At 63.0% G+C, this 17,720-nt stretch carries 18 protein-coding genes and 1 pseudogene; 6 read left to right on the top strand and 13 right to left on the bottom strand.

From position 1 onward, the window contains the following. Positions 1-36: 36 nt before the first annotated feature. The 6 genes from ACODSZ_RS17475 to ACODSZ_RS17450 form a co-directional block, all read right to left on the bottom strand. Complete coding sequence (locus ACODSZ_RS17475) at positions 37-759, bottom strand: amino acid ABC transporter ATP-binding protein (protein WP_008334027.1); 723 nt, start codon at positions 757-759, stop codon at positions 37-39. Positions 760-764: 5 nt separating this feature from the next. Beyond that, positions 765-1,517, bottom strand: a complete 753-nt coding sequence (locus tag ACODSZ_RS17470; protein WP_008334024.1) for an amino acid ABC transporter permease — start codon at positions 1,515-1,517, stop codon at positions 765-767. Between the two features lie 140 nt (positions 1,518-1,657). Next, positions 1,658-2,437 carry a basic amino acid ABC transporter substrate-binding protein gene (locus ACODSZ_RS17465; protein WP_008334022.1) on the bottom strand — a complete coding sequence of 260 codons (780 nt, stop codon included), beginning with the start codon at positions 2,435-2,437 and terminating at the stop codon, positions 1,658-1,660. Between the two features lie 172 nt (positions 2,438-2,609). Next, positions 2,610-3,548 carry an arginase gene (gene rocF / locus ACODSZ_RS17460; RefSeq protein WP_488928144.1) on the bottom strand — a complete coding sequence of 313 codons (939 nt, stop codon included), beginning with the start codon at positions 3,546-3,548 and terminating at the stop codon, positions 2,610-2,612. 180 nt (positions 3,549-3,728) lie between these two features. Continuing rightward, a complete protein-coding gene (locus tag ACODSZ_RS17455; RefSeq protein WP_008334015.1) occupies positions 3,729-5,576 on the bottom strand; it encodes a potassium transporter Kup in 1,848 nt (615 codons plus the stop codon). A gap of 549 nt (positions 5,577-6,125) precedes the next feature. Next, the gene (locus ACODSZ_RS17450; protein WP_008334014.1) at positions 6,126-6,698 is read right to left on the bottom strand and encodes a methylated-DNA--[protein]-cysteine S-methyltransferase; all 573 of its coding nucleotides are present in this window, start codon (positions 6,696-6,698) and stop codon (positions 6,126-6,128) included. Between the two features lie 79 nt (positions 6,699-6,777). Here ACODSZ_RS17450 and ACODSZ_RS17445 point away from each other — a divergent pair. After that, a pseudogene (locus ACODSZ_RS17445) lies at positions 6,778-6,921 on the top strand (PIN domain-containing protein); the annotation flags it as partial. 61 nt (positions 6,922-6,982) lie between these two features. Here the strand turns inward: ACODSZ_RS17445 and ACODSZ_RS17440 are convergent. Then, positions 6,983-7,339 (bottom strand): hypothetical protein, encoded by a 357-nt coding sequence (locus ACODSZ_RS17440; RefSeq protein ID WP_175344521.1) that lies wholly within the window; start codon positions 7,337-7,339, stop codon positions 6,983-6,985. Between the two features lie 363 nt (positions 7,340-7,702). Between ACODSZ_RS17440 and ACODSZ_RS17435 the strand changes: the two genes are divergently transcribed. Next, positions 7,703-8,908, top strand: coding sequence for a threonine ammonia-lyase (locus ACODSZ_RS17435; RefSeq protein WP_488928143.1), 1,206 nt, complete (start codon positions 7,703-7,705; stop codon positions 8,906-8,908). Between the two features lie 25 nt (positions 8,909-8,933). On the opposite strand, the gene ACODSZ_RS17430 is transcribed toward ACODSZ_RS17435, so the two are convergent. Genes ACODSZ_RS17430 through ACODSZ_RS17420 form a run of 3 tightly spaced genes read right to left on the bottom strand, consistent with a single transcriptional unit; the run spans position 8,934 to position 11,286 of the window. Further along, a complete protein-coding gene (locus ACODSZ_RS17430) occupies positions 8,934-9,221 on the bottom strand; it encodes a DUF6587 family protein (RefSeq protein ID WP_488928142.1) in 288 nt (95 codons plus the stop codon). Beyond that, positions 9,218-11,044, bottom strand: coding sequence for a ferrous iron transporter B (gene feoB / locus ACODSZ_RS17425; RefSeq protein ID WP_488928141.1), 1,827 nt, complete (start codon positions 11,042-11,044; stop codon positions 9,218-9,220). The genes ACODSZ_RS17430 and feoB overlap by 4 nt, the downstream gene beginning before the upstream one ends. Continuing rightward, positions 11,041-11,286, bottom strand: coding sequence for a FeoA family protein (locus ACODSZ_RS17420; RefSeq protein ID WP_008334004.1), 246 nt, complete (start codon positions 11,284-11,286; stop codon positions 11,041-11,043). The genes feoB and ACODSZ_RS17420 overlap by 4 nt, the downstream gene beginning before the upstream one ends. A 183-nt stretch (positions 11,287-11,469) precedes the next feature. Here ACODSZ_RS17420 and ACODSZ_RS17415 point away from each other — a divergent pair, with 183 nt between their 5' ends. Together ACODSZ_RS17415 and ACODSZ_RS17410 are read left to right on the top strand one after the other, a co-directional pair. After that, positions 11,470-11,745: a hypothetical protein gene (locus tag ACODSZ_RS17415; RefSeq protein ID WP_488928140.1), complete on the top strand. Its 276-nt coding sequence runs from the start codon at positions 11,470-11,472 to the stop codon at positions 11,743-11,745. 32 nt (positions 11,746-11,777) lie between these two features. Beyond that, positions 11,778-12,242 carry a hypothetical protein gene (locus ACODSZ_RS17410; RefSeq protein ID WP_175344524.1) on the top strand — a complete coding sequence of 155 codons (465 nt, stop codon included), beginning with the start codon at positions 11,778-11,780 and terminating at the stop codon, positions 12,240-12,242. A gap of 33 nt (positions 12,243-12,275) precedes the next feature. On the opposite strand, the gene ACODSZ_RS17405 is transcribed toward ACODSZ_RS17410, so the two are convergent. Continuing rightward, on the bottom strand, positions 12,276-13,175 hold the full coding sequence (locus ACODSZ_RS17405) for a LysR family transcriptional regulator (protein WP_008334000.1): 900 nt from the start codon (positions 13,173-13,175) through the stop codon (positions 12,276-12,278). Positions 13,176-13,313: 138 nt separating this feature from the next. Here ACODSZ_RS17405 and ACODSZ_RS17400 point away from each other — a divergent pair, with 138 nt between their 5' ends. Next, positions 13,314-14,588 carry an MFS transporter gene (locus ACODSZ_RS17400; protein WP_488928139.1) on the top strand — a complete coding sequence of 425 codons (1,275 nt, stop codon included), beginning with the start codon at positions 13,314-13,316 and terminating at the stop codon, positions 14,586-14,588. Between the two features lie 108 nt (positions 14,589-14,696). Here ACODSZ_RS17400 and ACODSZ_RS17395 read toward each other — a convergent pair whose 3' ends face one another. After that, complete coding sequence (locus ACODSZ_RS17395) at positions 14,697-15,053, bottom strand: hypothetical protein (protein WP_488928138.1); 357 nt, start codon at positions 15,051-15,053, stop codon at positions 14,697-14,699. Positions 15,054-15,358: 305 nt separating this feature from the next. After that, positions 15,359-16,108: a glutamine amidotransferase gene (locus tag ACODSZ_RS17390; protein ID WP_488928137.1), complete on the bottom strand. Its 750-nt coding sequence runs from the start codon at positions 16,106-16,108 to the stop codon at positions 15,359-15,361. A gap of 479 nt (positions 16,109-16,587) precedes the next feature. Here ACODSZ_RS17390 and ACODSZ_RS17385 point away from each other — a divergent pair, with 479 nt between their 5' ends. Beyond that, on the top strand, positions 16,588-16,992 hold the full coding sequence (locus ACODSZ_RS17385; RefSeq protein ID WP_299534521.1) for a DUF4148 domain-containing protein: 405 nt from the start codon (positions 16,588-16,590) through the stop codon (positions 16,990-16,992). The last annotated feature ends 728 nt before the right edge of the window (positions 16,993-17,720 follow it).

The raw sequence follows: 17,720 nt of genomic DNA, 5'->3' as shown, positions 1-17,720 counted from the left end.
GGATCCGTCCCGGCGTTTTCACTTTTTCACTGAGGCTTACAGCACCTTGCGCAAGAAATCGCGCGTACGTTCATGAATCGGTTCACCCAGCACCTGCTGCGGCGGCCCCTCTTCCATGATGACGCCCTGGTCGATGAAGAAGACCCGGTCCGACACTTCGCGGGCAAAACCCATCTCGTGGGTAACCACGACCATGGTCATGCCTTCCTCGGCCAGCTGCTTCATGACGCTCAGCACCTCGCCCACCAGTTCGGGGTCCAGGGCGGAGGTCGGTTCATCGAACAGCATCACCTTGGGTTCCATCGCCAGCGCGCGGGCAATGGCCACACGCTGCTGCTGGCCGCCGGAGAGCTGGTTGGGGAAGGCATCGATCTTCTCCAGCAGGCCCACCTTCTGCAACAGCTTCTCGGCCACCAGCACGGCTTCGCGGCGGGAGAGCTTCTTGACCTGCATGGGTGCCATGATCAGGTTCTCCAGCACCGTCATGTGCGGAAACAGGTTGAAGCGCTGGAACACCATGCCCAGTTCGGCGCGCAAGGCATTGAGGTTGACCTTGGGATCATTGAGCTTGACGCCTTCGATGAAGATGTCGCCATCACTGACTTCCTCCAGGCCGTTGAGGCAGCGCAGGAAGGTGCTCTTGCCCGAGCCCGACGGCCCGATCACGCACACCACCTCGCGCGCGCGGATCTCGCAGTCGATGCCGCGCAGGATGTGCGCCTGACCGAAACTCTTTTGCAGTTGGTTGACCTTGATCATCGTGCTCATCGTGCATCTCCCTTGCCGTAACGCGCTTCCAGATGGCGCACCAGCGCCGACAGCGCCAGCGTGATGACCCAGTAGATCACCGAAATGGTCAGGTACGGCTCCCAGTAGCGCGCATAGGCGCCCGAGACGGTGCGCGCGGCATAGGCCAGTTCAGCCAGACCGATGGCCGAGGCCAGCGAGGAATCCTTGACGATGGCAATCGCATTGTTGCCCAGCGGCGGCAGCATGCGGCGGAAGGCCTGCGGCAGCACCACGCGGCGCAGCGTGCCGAGGTAGCTCATGCCCAGGGAGCGCGAGGCTTCGCTCTGGCCACGGTCGATCGACTGGATGCCGGCGCGGAAGATCTCCGACACATAGGCACCCGAATTGAGCGTGATGGCCAGCACCGCCGAGGTGAAGGCGCCATAGTGCGAGCGGATCTCGCGCGCCAGGTCACCCGAGAGGATCAGGCCGCCACTGGGGTTGATCAGCATCGGCATGAGCGCGAAGTGAATCAGCAGGATCTGCACGAACAGGGGCGTGCCGCGCAGGAAGCTGACATAGAAGCGAATCGGCCACTGCACGCAGTAGCGCAGGAAATATTTCCAGAAACCATGGCGCGCCTCGGCCAGGCGGCCCACGCCCAGCACCAGGCCCCAGCAGGTGCCGGCGATGACGCAGATGATCGCGGCCTTCAAGGTCATCCAGGTGCCTTCGACGAACAGCGGTGCGTATTCGCCGATGATTTCCCATTGGAAGAAGGAGTGCATGATGAATCCGTTCAAACGGAGATGTTGAGAAAAGCGGAAAAAATGAAACCGGCAGGACAGGCAGCACACCCCGCACCAAGGGGGCGGGGCGGCGCTCTCGGAGGGGCGCCCGGCCAGGGCAAGCCGGTACGCCGGGGAGCTTACTTCAGCGGCAGGGTCGGCACGTCGCCGTCGAACCAGGTCTTGTAGATCTTGGCATAGGTGCCATCGGCAACGATCTGCTTCAAGCCGGCGTTGATCTTCTCCAGCAGTTCGGTGTTGCCCTTCTTGACGGCGATGCCGAAGTACTGGCGCACGAACTTGGTGTCACCGACCACCTTGAACTTCTTCTCGGGGTGGCTCTTGATGTAGAACTTGATCACGCCCACGTCGCCCACGGCAGCATCGACACCGCCGCGATAGAGTTCTTCGAGCATCAGCACGGTATTGTCGAAGCGGTGGATGGCGGTGCTGGACTTGCCCAGTTCGTCGGAGACCACGATGTCACCGGCGGTGGAATTGACCACGGCCACCTGGGTCTTCTTCAGGTCGGCCAGCGAGCCGATCTTGGCATCGGCATTGGTGATGATGACCTGCTCGGCCGGGAAGTAGGGCAGCGAGAAGTCCACGATCTGGGCGCGCTTGTCGGTGATGGTAATGCCCGAGATGATGATGTCGCGGTCGCCCTGGCCGAGGGTGGCGAAGATGCCTTCCCAGGGTGTGCTGACCAGCTGGATCTTGAAGTTGGACGCCTTGGAGATGGCCTTGATCAGGTCGATGTCGAAACCGACCAGTTCCTTCTTCGGGGTTTCGAACTCGAAGGGACGGTAGGTGCCGCCGGCGCCGACCACATAGGTCTGGTCAGCGGCCAGGGTGGTGCCGGCAGCGCAGGAGAGGGCCAGCGCGCTGGCGGCCAGGGTGAACAATTTCTTGAGGGACATGATGACTTCTTTCTGACGGAGGAATGAACCGGGAGAGCAAGATGCGTGCGCAGCTCGCTGCCGCCCCGGTGTGCGGGCGCTTCCCGGCGCGCGGGAATGCGGGCAGCACGCCCTGGTTCCCGCCCGCCGGCGGCTACAAAACCCTGAATGATCGGGCATTGCCCGCTTTCCTTCAACCTCCAATTGCAGGCAATGAGAGGTCTTGTCGAATCAGGGTGGATTTCCCGAAAAGGCTTTCGACCAGATCCACCACCACCTCGGCGGTCTGGTTGCGCACGTCGCAGGCCGGGTTCAGTTCCATCACGTCCAGCGAGGCCAGACGACCGGTGTCGGCGATCATCTCCATGCAAAGCTGCGCCTCGCGATAAGTCGGCCCGCCCAGCACGGCCGTGCCCACACCGGGCGCCAGAGCGGCGTCGAGGAAATCGACATCGAAACTGACATGCAGGTGGGTATCGGGTCCGATGTCGGCCAGCGCCGCCTGCATGGTGGCGCGCATGCCGTACTCGTCGATGTGGCGCATGTCGAAGACGCGCACGCCCAGCTCGCGCAGATGACGCTTTTCTTCGCGGTCCACGCTGCGAATGCCGATCTGGCTGATCTGCTGCGGCTGCAAGGCCGGGGTCTGGCCGCCCAGGCCGGTCAGCGCCGCCGGCCCCACGCCCAGCAGGCAGGCCACCGGCATGCCGTGGATATTGCCGGTCGGGGTGGAGTCGCTGGTATTGGCATCGGCATGGGCATCGAGCCACAACACCCGCAGAGACTTGCCCTGCCTGCGGCAGTGCTGCGCCACGGCGGCAATGGAGCCCACCGCCAGGGCATGGTCGCCGCCCATGAGCAAGGGCACTTCGGCTTGCGCCAGGCTGGCCGATACCGCCTCGAAGACCGTCTGGTTCCACTGCACCACCTGCTCCAGATGGCGCAGCCCCTGCACCGGCGGCTGCTGCGGATTGGCCGGGCCGCCCAGGTCGCCGCCATCGATGACCTCCAGCCCGTGCTGCTGCAGACCGCGCTGCAATTCGGCCACGCGCAGCGCCGCCGGTCCCATCGAGGCGCCGCGACGGCTGGCGCCCACGTCGGTGGGGGCGCCCATCATCCTGATCTTGTTCATGTGCCTGCTGCTCCTTGCCTAAAGCTGATGGTGAACGATACTGCACCGATACTGCCATGGTGCGGCCCTGGCACTTCGATACTACCCGGCCATATGAATTCCTGAGACATTTTCCGCGACCAAGAAAAATGCCGTTCAGCATCACACTGAACGGCATCCTTTGAGCAAACCCGCACCTGCTCAGATCTCGACCTTGGTCCCCAGCTCCACCACCCGGTTGGCCGGGATGTGGAAGAAGTCCGACGGTTTGGCGCCGTTCTGGTACATCCAGGCAAACAGACGCTCGCGCCACAGTGACATGCCCAGGAGCTTGCTGGGCACCACCGTGTCGCGCGCCAGGAAGAAGGAGGTGTCCATGAGGTCGAAGTGGTGGCCGAACTGCTGTTCGGTCAGCGTCATGACCTTCTGCACTTCGGGCGCTTCCTTGAAACCGAAGGCCGCGCGCAGCAGGTAGACCTCGCCGCCCAGCTCCTTCATGGTCAGACGCTCGCTGTCGGCCACGAAGGGCACATCCCAGATGCTGATCTTCAGGAAGAACACCCGCTCATGCAGGATGCGGTTGTGCTTCAGGTTGTGCAGCAGCGCCACCGGCACGGTGGCGATATTGCCGGTCATGAAGACGGCGGTGCCGCCCACCCGATGCGGCGGATGCGCCAGCAGACCCTCGATGAAGGGCTCCAGCGGAATGCCGTCATCCTTGATGCGCATACGCAGCAGCATGCGGCCCGAGTACCAGGTCATCAACAGGAAGAAGGCCGCGCCGCCGATGACCAGCGGGAACCAGCCCCCCTCGGTGAGCTTGAGCAGGTTGGCCGAGAAGAAGGCCAGATCCACCACCAGCAGGCCGCCGACGGCCAGCACCACGGCCGGAGTACGCCACTTCCAGATATGACGCATCACCACGCCCAGCAGCATGGTAGTGATCACCATGGTGGTGGTCACGGCCACGCCATAGGCAGCGGCCAGGTTGTCGGATTTCTTGAAGGCCAGCACCACGGCTACTACGACCACCAGCAACATCCAGTTGATGAGCGGGATGTAGATCTGGCCCTGCTCGTCCTCGGAAGTGTGCAGGATGCGCATGCGCGGCACGAAGCCCAGCAGGATGGCCTGGCTGGTCAGCGAGAACGCACCCGAAATCACCGCCTGCGAGGCAATCACCGTGGCACAGGTGGCCAGCAGCACCATGGGCAGCACCAGCGGATCGGGGATCATCAGGTAGAAGGGATTGGCCAGCGCCTTGGGATTGGCGATCAGGTTGGCGCCCTGGCCGAAGTAATTGATCAGCAGCGAAGGCATGACCGTAAACAGCCACGCATAGCGGATCGGCTTGATACCGAAGTGGCCCATGTCGGCATACAGCGCCTCGGCCCCGGTCAGCACCAGCACCACCGACCCCAGCACGATGAAGGCCTGCAGCGAGTGCTCGGCCATGAAGTGCACGGCGTAATACGGGTTGATCGCCACCAGCACCTGGGGTGCCTTGATGATGTTGTACAGGCCCAGCAAGGCCAGCGAGAAGAACCACAGGAACATCACCGGCCCGAAGAAGCGGCCCACCACGCTGGTGCCATGCCGCTGGATCAGGAACAGGACCACCACGATGAGCAGCGTCAACGGAATGACCGCATGGGCAGTCTGCGGCGCGGCGATCTCCAGCCCTTCCACCGCCGACAGCACCGAGATGGCCGGCGTGATCACCACGTCGCCGTAGAACATGCAGGCGCCGAAGACGCCCAGCATCATCAGCAGCTTGGCGCGCGGCGAACCCGATATGGCCGAGCGCAGCGACAAGGCCATCAACGCCAGCACGCCGCCTTCGCCGTTGTTGTCGGCGCGCAGCACGAACATCACGTACTTGATGGTCACCACGATGGAGATGGACCAGAACAGCATCGAGATGATGCCCAGCACCGCGCCGTGTGAAAAGGCGATGCCGTGGTCGGGGCTGAAACATTCCTTGAGTGCATACAGCGGGCTGGTACCGATATCGCCGAACACCACGCCCAGCGCTGCCAGGGTAATCATGTGGAATTTGGACGACCGGAGGGAAAGGCCTGGATTGGTGTGAGATGAACTCATCTTGCTCCCTTTGCTTCTTCAAATAGAGTGCCGGCGGACAGGGATCCTGGGGAGGATGCCACCCTCGGCGCGGAGGGCTGACCACTGTCCGGGCAGGACGCGTACTTTAGCGCACTCTGCCCGTGGTGGGCTCAAAATGCCGTCGGCTTCACCCTGACGTTGCGTGCAAGCCTCTCGGAAAGCCCGAGAAACTTGACAGGCGCGCATGGACGCGGTTGCTGAACTGCACTGCCGCAAAAACCTTCATATCGCCGCAAACCGGCACGGGACAAGGGTTTCCGATGCTGGCTCCGGTCCCGGCTGACTCGGTGGGCAAGGGGGGATTGTTTTTCATCCCCGCCCTATATACCCCAGAAGAATAAAGAACCATCATTTCCAAGCATGATGGTTCTAAGCGCGAAGCCCATGTCGACATGGAGAGGAAGCAAGCGCAGGCAGCCAGCCAGCCAGCCAACAATAATTTATATGATTTATATCGTTTATATCATTTGTAATTTACAGCAGCGACAGCTGATTGGGATCTTCCCGCCTACGTGACTGGGCTTTGCGACGCGGATCGATGACCTGGCCGATGTCGCGGCCTTCGGTGGAGATGCCCTCGATGGCCAGCAGCAGTTTCTTGACGTGCAATCCACCGGCAAAGCCGGTCAGTTCGCCACCGGCGCCGATGACGCGATGACAGGGCGCGATGATGGAAATGGGATTGCGACCATTGGCCGCGCCCACGGCGCGCACCGCCTTTTCGTTGCCGAGCTGGCGCGCGATATCGAGATAGGTGCGGGTCTGTCCATAAGGAATGTCGAGCAGGGCCGACCACACCTGGCGCTGGAACTCGGTGCCTTCGAAATGCAGCGGGATATCGAAGCTGTCGCGTTCACCGGCAAAGTATTGGCGCAGCTGATGTTCGGTCTCGATCAAGACCGCGCGGTCTTCATCCTCCACCATCTCGCCCAGGCGCACCCGCAGGGCGTCGTCGTCTTCCCACAGGATGGCCGCCAGATGATCGCCCCGGGCCACCAGCTTGAGCAGACCGGCCGGCGAGGCCATCAACTTGTACGCGTATTCCATTGGCATCTCTCTTGTTGCATTGAGAGGGCTGATTCTACTGTGCAAGAAGGCAAGATGGTCAAGGGAATCCACACACACAGTGCAAATCCGGCAGCAACGTCGTATCCGCTTGCCCGATGCCATCATCTGGGCGTCGGCACAGGAATACTCCTTGCTGTTGGTATCCCGCAATACCAAAGATTTTCCGGCGAACGAGCCTGGTGTGCGCGTTCCCTACAAAATCCAGGCGAAAAAACAGGGCGCCACTTTTCAGCAGCGCCCTGCGCGTGATGTCCCGATCCGCATCAAATCGTCAATACCGAATACCCGCTCTCGTTGAGCGCGTCATACACCCGCGTGCACACGCGGCAAAACAGGTGGCTGCGTTTTACATGGTGATGCCGCAGCACCAGTTGCAGCGCCACCCCCTCGCAATGCGGACAAGCCTCGCGCATGGGGCCGACCGGGGTGACGTCGGCCGTAAGGTAACCATGGGGGGTCATGACGCCGTCGATCACCTCACGCGGGTCCAGCTCGACCAGTTTCAACAGCAGCGGGGTGGTGCGCTGCTGGTAGCGCATCCGTTCGCGCGGCGGGACAAGAGGACTGAAGGGCAGGGGCGGGGACGATCGGGCATCCGGGTGCCGGGTGGCCATGCTCATGGGTATCTCCTTGGTGAGAACTGCTGAGACTGTTCGGATCTGCGTAGAAGGGAAGGCCGCACACGGCACTTCCGGGTGCCGCAACCGGGCTGGCGGGCGTCTGCTCGAAGAAGCAGCTGGCGGCGCGACGAGTCTTTACTCTAGTCGCCGCAGCGGCGGACTTCAATGACCACTTGCAAAGAAATTTTGCTTTGTTCGGACGGTAATTTTCCGGGGGGCCGGCGATCAATGACTGCGCAAAAATCGGCCGCTTCTTTTTTCGAATCTGCAAGCGGCGGGGCCTTCGGCTTTGATTTACCGCCATCCTTGCGCCATCCCTGATCGAACTGCTACAAACCCGTGCATTGGCTCTACAATCTCAACATGACAACGCTCAACGACATCGAAGCCGCCGCGCGCCGGCTGCAAGGCCAGATCCTGGAAACACCCTGCGTGGAATCGCGCACGCTGTCCCAGATCGTCGGCGCCCAGGTCTTCCTCAAATTCGAGAACCTGCAATTCACCGCCTCCTTCAAGGAACGCGGCGCCTGCAACAAGATGGTGGATGTTGCCGCCAGCCAAGGCGGGGCGCGCGGGGTGGTGGCCATGTCGGCCGGCAACCATGCACAGGGCGTGGCCTATCACGCCCAACGGCTGGGCTTGCCGGCCACCATTGTCATGCCACGCTTCACGCCGGGCGTGAAGATAGAACGTACGCGCGGCTTCGGTGCCAACGTGGTACTGCATGGCGATACTCTCGAAGCGGCCCGCACCCATGCCTACGAACTGGCCGAGCAGGAAGGGCTGACCTTCGTCCATCCCTATGACGACGAGGCCATCATCGCCGGCCAGGGCACGGTGGCGCTGGAGATGATGAAGGCGGTACCGGACCTGGATTGCCTGGTGGTCTCCATCGGCGGTGGCGGCCTGCTGGCCGGCATGGCCGTGGCCGCGCGGGCGATCAGGCCGGACATCGAGATCGTGGGCGTGCAGACGCGGCGCTTCCCGACCATGGTCAACGCGGTCAAGGGCACCGAGCACCCGGTGGGCACCAGCACCATTGCCGAGGGTATCGCGGTAGGAACGCCCGGTACGCTTACCCGCGCCATCATCGCGCGTGAAGCCGATGAGCTGCTGCTGGTCGACGAGGGCGATATCGAACAAGCCGTGCTGATGCTGCTGGAGATTGAAAAGACGCTGGTAGAAGGGGCGGGCGCCGCCGGCCTGGCCGCACTGGTGCGCTATCCGGACCGCTTCCGCGGCAAGCGGGTAGGGCTGGTGCTGTCGGGCGGCAACATCGACCCGCTGTTGCTGACGGCCATCATCGAACGCGGCATGGTGCGCGCCGGACGCCTGGCGCGGGTGAAGGTCAGCTCACGGGATGTGCCCGGTACGCTGGCCCGCATCACCGGCATCGTGGCCGAGGCTGGTGCCAACATCGATGAAGTGCACCACCAGCGCGCCTTCACCCTGTTGGCGGCGCAGAACGTGGATATCGAACTGGTCTTGCAGACTCGCGGCCGACCGCATCTGGCTCAGGTGCTGCAAGCCTTGCGCGCCGCCGGTTTCGAGGCCGAAGAATTGCACTGAGCAGGACCATCGCCGCCGTGCGACGTCAGCGGCGGCGATGAAACTGGATTTTCTGTTCCAGCGGTGGCAGCGCCTCGCTGCTGTCGCCACAGCCGTCACAGGCGCCTCCGCCACAGCCGCCCGCCTTGGCCGGCGGCAACCAGCGCCGGCCCAGCGCCTGCCACATGCCCGACCGACGTCGCAACAGCCAGCTGGCCAGGCGCGCCTGCCAGCGCCAGCTCATCGAGGGCGCCAGCTTGCGCAGCATGTAGAGGGCGCTGGCCGTCACCAGCGCGGCAATGACCGCATATTGCCACCACAGGGTGTAATTCACGCCAGCCACCTCGTCACGTTGTAGGTCAGGAAAGAGGCCGCATAGGCCAGCACGAACATGTAGCCGAAGGACAGCGCCACCAGACGCCAGGACTGCGTCTCGCGGCGGATGATGGCCAGGGTCGACATGCACTGCGGCGCGAAGGCGAACCACACCATCAGCGACAGGGCACTGGCCAGCGAGATATGCGCAGCCAGCGCGCTCTGCAGGGCCGCACCTTCCTCGCCGCCGACCGCATAGACGGTGGCCAGCGTGGCCACCGCAGTCTCACGGGCGGCAAAGGCCGGAATCAGCGACAGGCTGATCTGCCAGTTGAAGCCCAGCGGAGCGAAGATCGCTTGCAGGCTGTGACCGATATAACCGGCAAGGGAATAATCGATGGCCGCGCGGGTCGCGCCCTCGGGTGCCGAGGGGAAGGTACAGATGGCCCACATCAGCACGGTCAGTGCCAGCATCACGCCGGTGAGGCGCTTGAGGAAGATGGCGCCGCGCTCCCACAGGCCCAGCGCGATGTCACGGGCGTTGGGCAGGCGATAGGAGGGCAGCTCCATCAACAGCGCGCGCTCCTGGCGCGAGCGGCCGATGCGCTTGGCCACCCAGGCCACCAGCATGGCGGCCGCAATCCCCGCCACATACAGGCAGAACAGCGCCAGCCCCTGCAGGTTGAAGATGCCCAGCACCGGGCGATGCGGAATGAAAGCGCCGATCAGCAGGGCATACACCGGCAGGCGCGCAGAACAGGTCATCAGCGGTGCGACCAGGATGGTGGCAAGCCGGTCACGCGGATCGGTGATGCTGCGCGCGCCCATGATGCCGGGAATGGCACAGGCGAAGCTGGAGAGCAGGGGAATGAAGGAACGTCCCGACAGCCCCACCGAGATCATCAGCTTGTCCAGCACGAAGGCCGCCCGTGGCAGGTAGCCCGATTCCTCCAGCAGCAGGATGAAGAAGAACAGCACCAGGATCTGCGGCAGGAAGCCCAGCACCGTACCCAGCCCGGCCAGCAGGCCATCGGTCACCAGACCGCGCAGGGGCCCCTCCGGCAGCCACGCACCGACCATCTCACCCAGCGTGCCGAAGCCGTCGGCGATGGCGTCGGTCATGGGCTTGCCGATGGCATAGACCGCCTGGAACACCAGGAACATGGTCAGCGCCAGCAACAGCACGCCAAAGACCGGATGTAGCGCGATACGATCGATCGCGTCATCACGGCGGTCGGTCGGGGCCGGCATCACCACGGTATCGGCCAGCAGGGCGCGTACTTCGACGTGCAGGTCATCGGGTTGCTGCGTGGTCGGGGAGGGGACCGGCGCCCGCGCATCGATGGCCGCGACCAGCGCGCGGGTACCGCCGCGCTGCACGGCGATGGTCTCGATGACCGGCATGCCCAGTCGCTGCGACAGCGCGCCCACGTCGATGCGCATGCCACGCCGCGCGGCGGCGTCCATCATGTTCAGCGCCAGCACCATGGGCCGCCCCAGGCGTCGCACTTCCAGCACGAAGCGCAGGTGCAGGCGCAGGTTGGTGGCATCGGCCACGCAGACGATCAGGTCAGGCACCGCCTCACCGGGGTAGCGACCGGCCAGCACGGCCTGCGTCACGCGTTCGTCGGGGCTGACCGATTGCAGGCTGTAGGCGCCCGGCAGGTCGACCACCCGCACTTGCCGTCCGGATGGCGCCGTGAAGACCCCGGATTTGCGCTCCACCGTCACGCCGGCATAGTTGGCCACCTTCTGGCGCGCGCCGGTCAGCTGGTTGAAGAGGGCGGTCTTGCCGCAATTGGGATTGCCGACCAGGGCAATATTGAGTGCGCCGCCGCTCATGCCGCCGCTCCCGTGGCCAGCGTGACGCGTTCGGCTTCAGCACGGCGCAGGGCGAAGCGCGTCGAACCGATCTGGACCACGATGGGGTCGCCTCCAAAGGGCGCGCTGGCCACCACCCGCACCGGTTCACCGCGCACGAAGCCGAGATCGCGCAGGCGCGCGGCCACCGCATCGGCGGCATGCTGGTCAGTCACCTGGTCGACGACGGCGCCGACCCCCTTGGCAAGTTCAGTAAGACGCATGATTTTTCTTCTGATCGGATTTCAGGAACGATTCTCATTATATTGCCTGAACCTGATGAACGGCTGACGGCCCCCGACCCACCAACGCCCTGCAAGCCCCGTCCCAAGGGCCTGCGACCTTGCTGCGACGATATGCCGCAGTCCATGCAGTGCAATTCTCACCGGGGTGTTAAATGACAGACAATGAAAAAACGCAACTCTGTGATTTTCTATTATCATCTGAACAATCATTACGGCGTTCCTGTTGCTTCTTCGCCGAGTCCCACTGAAATTTCCATGCGTAAATTTTTGCAGCGCACTATACTTTCATGTGTTTCCACAGAGAAACGCCATACCGGCTGCGCAGGCCGGATGAACGGGAGCCGGCGGGGCCGCGCGGGGGTGGTCATGCCGGGGCGATTGATTCAAGCAGCATGCACGGGACCGGGCCTGAGCGCCTGGCTGACGACAACACGATGATTCCACATCCAGCAGGGCCCGCCGGATCCGACATGCCACAGCCGATGCCGCTGCGGGCGTTGCTGGCCGAAATCAGCGCACTGACGCTGCACGTACAGCAACTGAGCCGCATGGCAGGGGAAGCCAGCGCGCTCATCGAGAACAGCCAGCGTCCCGCGCCCATCCCCCCGGAGAACCGTCACGTCACCGACCAGGACGCCGAGGCCGAACGGCAGGCGCAGTCGGCGGAACTGGAAGCGGCCATCCTGCGCATCTTCGATGAAACCTTCGGCCCGCGCACCGACACTCTGGAGCGTCAGATGAGCATGAGCCTCATCGGCGAGATCGGCCCGGCGGCCTTTGTGCAGAAGGTGCTGTGGGGCGAGGAGATCAGCGACATTGCGCTGACCATCGCCCTGGAGCGCATGCTGCCCGCGCTGGAACGGCTGGTGGAAGTCCATCCGCGCGCCTTCCTGCGACAGGCCAACTCGGTGCTGGGGCGCTTCAAGTCCAACTAGGGCCGTTCCTGTTCCCGTTGCTTTTCATCCGCTTCATTTGTCATGGGTTGCGCGCTTGAGCGAACGCTGCAAGTGCGCCGCAAAGCGTGAGGCCGCAATCGACTGGCGGTGATACGCCAGCGACAGTTGCGCGCGCGGCGCCGGCGCGCGGATATCGATGTAGCGCACCTGCGCCAGCTGCACCTGTTCAATGGCCTCGGGCACGATGGAAATGCCCAGTCCGGCGGCCACCAGATTGATGACCGAGGTCAGTTGCGGCGCCAGCTGGATCACCTGGGGATCAAATCCGGCGGCCTGACAGGCGCTGAAGATGTTGTCATAGAGCGCCGATCCCTTGCCACGCGGCACCATGATGAAGTTCTCCCCTGCCAGGTCCTGCAGATGCAGCGACTTGCGCCGCGCCAGCGGATGCGAGCGCGGCAGCGCCACCTTCAGTTTTTCTGCCGGCAGCTCCACCACCCCCAGCTCGTCCGACGGTGCGGTGACGATGCGCACGAAGGCCGCATCCAGTTGGGAGGCGGCGATATCGGCCAGCAACTGTTCGGTGATGCCCTCGCTCAACGAGATCTCCAGCTTGCGGTGGCGCTCACGGAACTGCTGCAGCGCGTGCGAGACCACGGGATGAAATACCGCCGAGGAAGTGAAACCCATGCGCAGCAAACCCGCTTCACCGCTGGCCGCCTGCCGGGCCGCGCGCAGCGCCTGCTCGGCGTCGTCCATGGCCTTCTGGGCATGCGGCAGGAACACGCGGCCCACCTCGGAGAGCTCCACCCCATGTGAAGTGCGCAGAAAGAGGGCGCCCCCGATCTCGGCTTCCAGATCCTTGATCTGCATCGACAAGGGCGGCTGGCCGATGCCGACCTTCTCGGCAGCGCGGGTGAAACTGCGCTGTTCGGCCACGGCCAGGAAGTAGCGGAGGTGTCGGAGTTCCATGTCTGAGCCTTGTGATATCTGTTTGATAGATGGCTAGGGTAGATCCCATATATTGGACAATATAGCCGATTTATTCCAGACTGCATCACTCCACAACCCACCCCGTGCGCCGGCCCCACCTCCTGCGCGCGCAATGCCATGCAGTCCCTTTCCGATTCCACCACCGCCGGCGGCACTGCCGGTGTGCGCCCGGCCGGTTCCGCCGCCAAGCCTGCCGCTTCCCCGCCGCGTGGTGCCGTGCGTGGCTCGGCGGCGTATCGCAACATCGTGCTGGCGCTGTTCTGTTCCGGCTTTGCCACTTTCTCGCTGCTGTATTGCGTGCAGCCGCTGCTGCCGGCCTTCGCGCGCGAATTCCACATCGGCGCGGCCAGCGCCTCGCTGGCGCTGTCCCTGTCGACCGGTTTTCTGGCGCTGGCGATCCTGCTGGCGGGCATGGTCTCGGAGCGTTATGGCCGCAAGGAGCTCATGTTCGCCTCGCTGGCTACGGCCGCCTGCTGCAACCTGCTGGCCGGGGTGGCGCCGACCTGGGAACTGATCCTGGCCGCACGTGCGGCCGAAGGCTTTGCGCTGGGCGGTGTACCGGCAGTGGCCATGGCCTATCTGGCCGAAGAGATCGATGCGGGGGGACTGGGTTATGCGATGGGCCTCTACGTGGGTGGCAATGCCTTCGGCGGCATGGCGGGGCGGGTGGCGATGAGCATGCTCTCCGAGCACATCGGCTGGCGTCATGCGATGCTCGCCATCGGTGCGCTGGACCTGGCGCTGGCGCTCGCTTTCGTGCTGATGCTGCCGGCCTCGCGCAACTTCGTGCGCAATGGGTCGATGCGACTGCGCGATCATGTCGCCCTGTGGCAACGTCATCTGCGACATGCGCGATTGCCGCTGACCTTCGGCATTGCCGCGCTGAACATGGGCATCTTCGCCACCTCCTACAACTACGCGGGCTTTCGTCTGATGAGCCCACCCTTCTCGCTCTCGGCCACCCTCACCGGGCTGATCTTCAGTGCCTATCTGTTCGGCATCGTGTCCTCCTCGTGGGCCGGCGCACTGGCCGACCGCTATGGTCGCGCACCGCTGGTGGCAGCCGGCATCGCCACCTCCTGCGCGGGCCTGTTCCTGACCTGCACGGCCTCACTGTCCGTGGTGATTGTGGGCATCGTCCTGCTGACCATTGGCTTCTTCACCACGCATTCGGCCGCCAGCAGCTGGGTCGGACGCATGGCCAGCACCGGCCGCGGTCACGCAGCCTCGCTCTACCTGCTGTCCTACTACCTGGGCGGCAGCGTGCTTGGTTCGGCGGGGGGCTGGTTCTGGGAGCACTCCGGCTGGAATGCGGTCGCCGCCTTCATGTTGCTGCAGGTGGCGACGGCGGCCTGGCTGGCGCGGCGCTTGTGGCGGCAGGGACGGAACTGACGTGCGCTGCGCGAACACCACGCGGGCCAATTTCTCCGGGCACACGCTCACACGCGCAGACAAAAAAATCCCCGACCGCAGCCGGGGATAATCCTCAAGAATCAGGCCCTAGTGAGTCTTGTCCGTCCTGGTCGCAGGCGATGCCGCCAGGGCTTCGTTGCGCTCGGTGGTGGACTCCCTCTTTTCCTGCTTCAGCTGGGCCTTGGCAGCCTTCTTGTCGGCCTTGTACTCTTCCTTGGCGGCCTTTTTCTGCGCCTTGTACTGAGCCTTGGCGTCGGCGTCAGCCTGGCGCTTCTGCACGAAGGGGTCATTGGACGGCACCGCCGACGCAGTGCCGGACGCCGCACTCATGGGCGCGGCTGGTGGGGCCCCCATGGCATTGCCGCTGGTCGGTGCATTTTGCGCCATGGCGCTACCGGCCAGGGCCATGAACAGGGACGAGATCAGGATGTGACGAGTCTTCATGCTTACCTCCTTGCGTTGTGTTTATCGAAAAGCCCGAGGCTTCAGTCATGGCGGCAACCCGCAGTGATGGCGGGGTGCTGGATCGGTGATCCGTGTCCTCCACTATAGGCAAGGCTGCTGTTGCGCTATGTCGGACAAGCTCTCTTTCTCGGCCTCCCGGATGCCGCAAATGGATGAGCGGTTTTCTGACCACTCCTTGTTTGCGTCATGCCTGAGGTCTGAACGCGGCCCATCCGCACAGGTTCGCCGGAAAGTGCAAGTGTTGGTGAGCGATGCAAACAATCGTAACAAGCGGGAACTGTCGCTCAGGCACGCCTGCGCCGCCCGCCCTGGTACGAGGACGGTGCAGGCAGGCTGTCCAGCCAGCCCTGCCAGAAGCGTCGTACCGCCCGCTCGAACTGGCGGCCATGACGCTGCGCATCAGCGCGCAAGGTGGCCAGGCTGAGGTTGCGAGTATGGGCAATCTCATGGGCATGGCTGACCAGCCAGTGCTCCACCGTGCGCATATCCACCTCGGGATGAAACTGCAGTGCCAGTCCATGTCGGCCCCAGGCAAAAGCCTGGTTGGGATACTGCGCCGAGGAGGCCAGGTGACGCGCGCCCGGGGGCAGATCGAAGGTGTCGCCGTGCCAGTGCAGCACCGGGGTCTGCTGCTCCACCAGTTCCTGCAGCCAGGGCGTGTCGGCCAGATGCTCGCCGGCGCGCAGGCTGGACCAGCCGATCTCCTTGCCGCAGCTGCCGGGGTAGACGCGCGCATGCAGCGCCGCCGCCATCAGCTGCGCCCCCAGGCAGATGCCCAGCGTGGGCAGGTCCTCCAACAACCGTGCCCGCAACCACGCCACTTCGGCGCGCAGCCAGGGGTAGGACTGGCTGTCATACACCGCCACCGGCCCTCCCAGCACAATGACCAGATCTGCATCCAGCGGAGAGACATCGACGAAGGCATCGACCCCGACATCGAAATAACGGATCTGATAATCGCTGGCCCTCAAAAGCGGTGCCAGCTGGCCCAGATCTTCGGTGGCGACATGACGCAGGGCGAGGACGGTCTTCATCGGGCGGGTCCTGTGAAAGGTGAAGGAAATGACGCGGGGGTCGCGCATCGCTATATCGTATCGTATACAGCGACTGCCTGAAAAACTTGCTCAAAATAGTTGAACAAGTCATTGGTATTCTCTATGAGCCGGATAGAAAAATCTTTGCGGCGGCGCAAAAGAAAGCCGGGCGGGTAAATAGCCGATATGAAGATAATTTCGCACAAGTCCTTTTATATCAATGACTTAAGCGACATATCGAGAGTGAAAAAATGTAGTTTATTGCCAAAATCCCATGTGCAGATGCAGTGCAAAACAAGCAGCACAGAGTCGAAAAAACTGATTGTTCGCGTATCTGGAATGATGTATTCCGCTTTGTCGGCTTTTTCTCGGTGGCCAGGATCCCTAAACTGGGTTCCACGATGACAGCACACAACGACTGAACCACAAGGGTAGTCACAGGTTGCAGTGCTCATCCTCTCACCCACAAAGGAACGATCATGAACACCAAGAACATTGCCAGGAATCTGTTTGCCGGTCTGCTGCTCACCTCCGCCGTTGGCGCCGCCATGGCCGAGGCCCCGTATCCGCCCGAAAGCCCCATCGTCTCGACCAAGACCCGCGCCGAAGTGATCGCCGACCTGCAACAGGCCCGCGCCAACGGCGACACGCTGGTCAGCGACCAGTATCCGGTGGACAAGCCTTTCGTTTCCACCAAGACCCGCGCCGATGTGCGCGCCGAACTGAAGCAGGCCCGCGCCGATGGCGAACTGCTGGTGAGCGAACAGTATCCGGTGGAAAAGCCCTTCCACTCGACCCTCACCCGCGCCCAGGTGCAACAGGAGCTGCAACAGGCCCGTCGTGACGGCAGCGCCATCAGCAACAGCCAGGCGCCTTCGCTGTAACTGGCAAGACCCCGTCCTGACCGGCACACGCGTCCGGTCGGGGCCGCAGCAAACGCACCGGGGAAGCCGGTGCGACAGTTTCTCCCCAGGCGGGCCTCATGAAAGCGACGTTCTCTCCCCTCGGTCGCCGGTAGTGAGGTCCGCCTGACCTTTTCTGCGCCCGACATGCTGGCGCGCCGCAACAGGGGCCCGATTTTGCAACGTCAAATCTGGCTCGTCCTCACCCTCCCATTTTCTAAGTTTTTTGAACGATCTACCTCGCCTTGCTGCGAGACATTTCTCCTCTGTAGGAGAGCAATATTCAGCGAATTTTGTCGATTCAATAAACTTAGATTTTGCATTTTACATTTATAAGTTTCATGGGACTCCGTTTATAAGTTTTTCATCTGCATCTTGCTCGGCATTCCGGAATGATGAATTCCGATCTTGCGTCTTCATCCCCGCGCCCGCCATCCCTGCACCCGCCCCCAAGATGACGGCACACAATGACTGAATCATCCACCAATCAGCAATCCCTGAGGCACCAAGCTCTCATTGCACCGGCCGCTTCGGCGCAAGCTCTGTTTCTATTTCTCTAAGTTTTTACTGATCGGCTTCTTTAGAAACCTCAACTTCCTTTTCTAAGTTTTCTCGGCGAACGGCCAGAGCGAATGCAGGCGTTTCTTCCTCCCTCAAGGAGGACTTGCAGGCGCCACCTGCACCGCCCCGGAATTGTTAGTGTTTTACGG

Source organism: Herbaspirillum sp. FG34, from assembly GCF_057809315.1.
This window is presented reverse-complemented; position numbering and strand designations above follow the sequence as displayed.

What these genes read in the sequence shown, in the direction of transcription:
- ACODSZ_RS17475 (WP_008334027.1), bottom strand. Translation starts at nt 759, where the DNA reads ATGATCAAGGTCAACCAACTGCAAAAGAGTTTCGGTCAGGCGCACATC.
- ACODSZ_RS17470 (WP_008334024.1), bottom strand. Translation starts at nt 1,517, where the DNA reads ATGCACTCCTTCTTCCAATGGGAAATCATCGGCGAATACGCACCGCTG.
- ACODSZ_RS17465 (WP_008334022.1), bottom strand. Translation starts at nt 2,437, where the DNA reads ATGTCCCTCAAGAAATTGTTCACCCTGGCCGCCAGCGCGCTGGCCCTC.
- rocF (WP_488928144.1), bottom strand. Translation starts at nt 3,548, where the DNA reads ATGAACAAGATCAGGATGATGGGCGCCCCCACCGACGTGGGCGCCAGC.
- ACODSZ_RS17455 (WP_008334015.1), bottom strand. Translation starts at nt 5,576, where the DNA reads ATGATTACCCTGGCAGCGCTGGGCGTGGTGTTCGGCGATATCGGTACC.
- ACODSZ_RS17450 (WP_008334014.1), bottom strand. Translation starts at nt 6,698, where the DNA reads ATGGAATACGCGTACAAGTTGATGGCCTCGCCGGCCGGTCTGCTCAAG.
- ACODSZ_RS17440 (WP_175344521.1), bottom strand. Translation starts at nt 7,339, where the DNA reads ATGAGCATGGCCACCCGGCACCCGGATGCCCGATCGTCCCCGCCCCTG.
- ACODSZ_RS17435 (WP_488928143.1), top strand. Translation starts at nt 7,703, where the DNA reads ATGACAACGCTCAACGACATCGAAGCCGCCGCGCGCCGGCTGCAAGGC.
- feoB (WP_488928141.1), bottom strand. Translation starts at nt 11,044, where the DNA reads ATGAGCGGCGGCGCACTCAATATTGCCCTGGTCGGCAATCCCAATTGC.
- ACODSZ_RS17420 (WP_008334004.1), bottom strand. Translation starts at nt 11,286, where the DNA reads ATGCGTCTTACTGAACTTGCCAAGGGGGTCGGCGCCGTCGTCGACCAG.
- ACODSZ_RS17415 (WP_488928140.1), top strand. Translation starts at nt 11,470, where the DNA reads ATGAAAAAACGCAACTCTGTGATTTTCTATTATCATCTGAACAATCAT.
- ACODSZ_RS17410 (WP_175344524.1), top strand. Translation starts at nt 11,778, where the DNA reads ATGCCACAGCCGATGCCGCTGCGGGCGTTGCTGGCCGAAATCAGCGCA.
- ACODSZ_RS17405 (WP_008334000.1), bottom strand. Translation starts at nt 13,175, where the DNA reads ATGGAACTCCGACACCTCCGCTACTTCCTGGCCGTGGCCGAACAGCGC.
- ACODSZ_RS17400 (WP_488928139.1), top strand. Translation starts at nt 13,314, where the DNA reads ATGCAGTCCCTTTCCGATTCCACCACCGCCGGCGGCACTGCCGGTGTG.
- ACODSZ_RS17395 (WP_488928138.1), bottom strand. Translation starts at nt 15,053, where the DNA reads ATGAAGACTCGTCACATCCTGATCTCGTCCCTGTTCATGGCCCTGGCC.
- ACODSZ_RS17390 (WP_488928137.1), bottom strand. Translation starts at nt 16,108, where the DNA reads ATGAAGACCGTCCTCGCCCTGCGTCATGTCGCCACCGAAGATCTGGGC.
- ACODSZ_RS17385 (WP_299534521.1), top strand. Translation starts at nt 16,588, where the DNA reads ATGAACACCAAGAACATTGCCAGGAATCTGTTTGCCGGTCTGCTGCTC.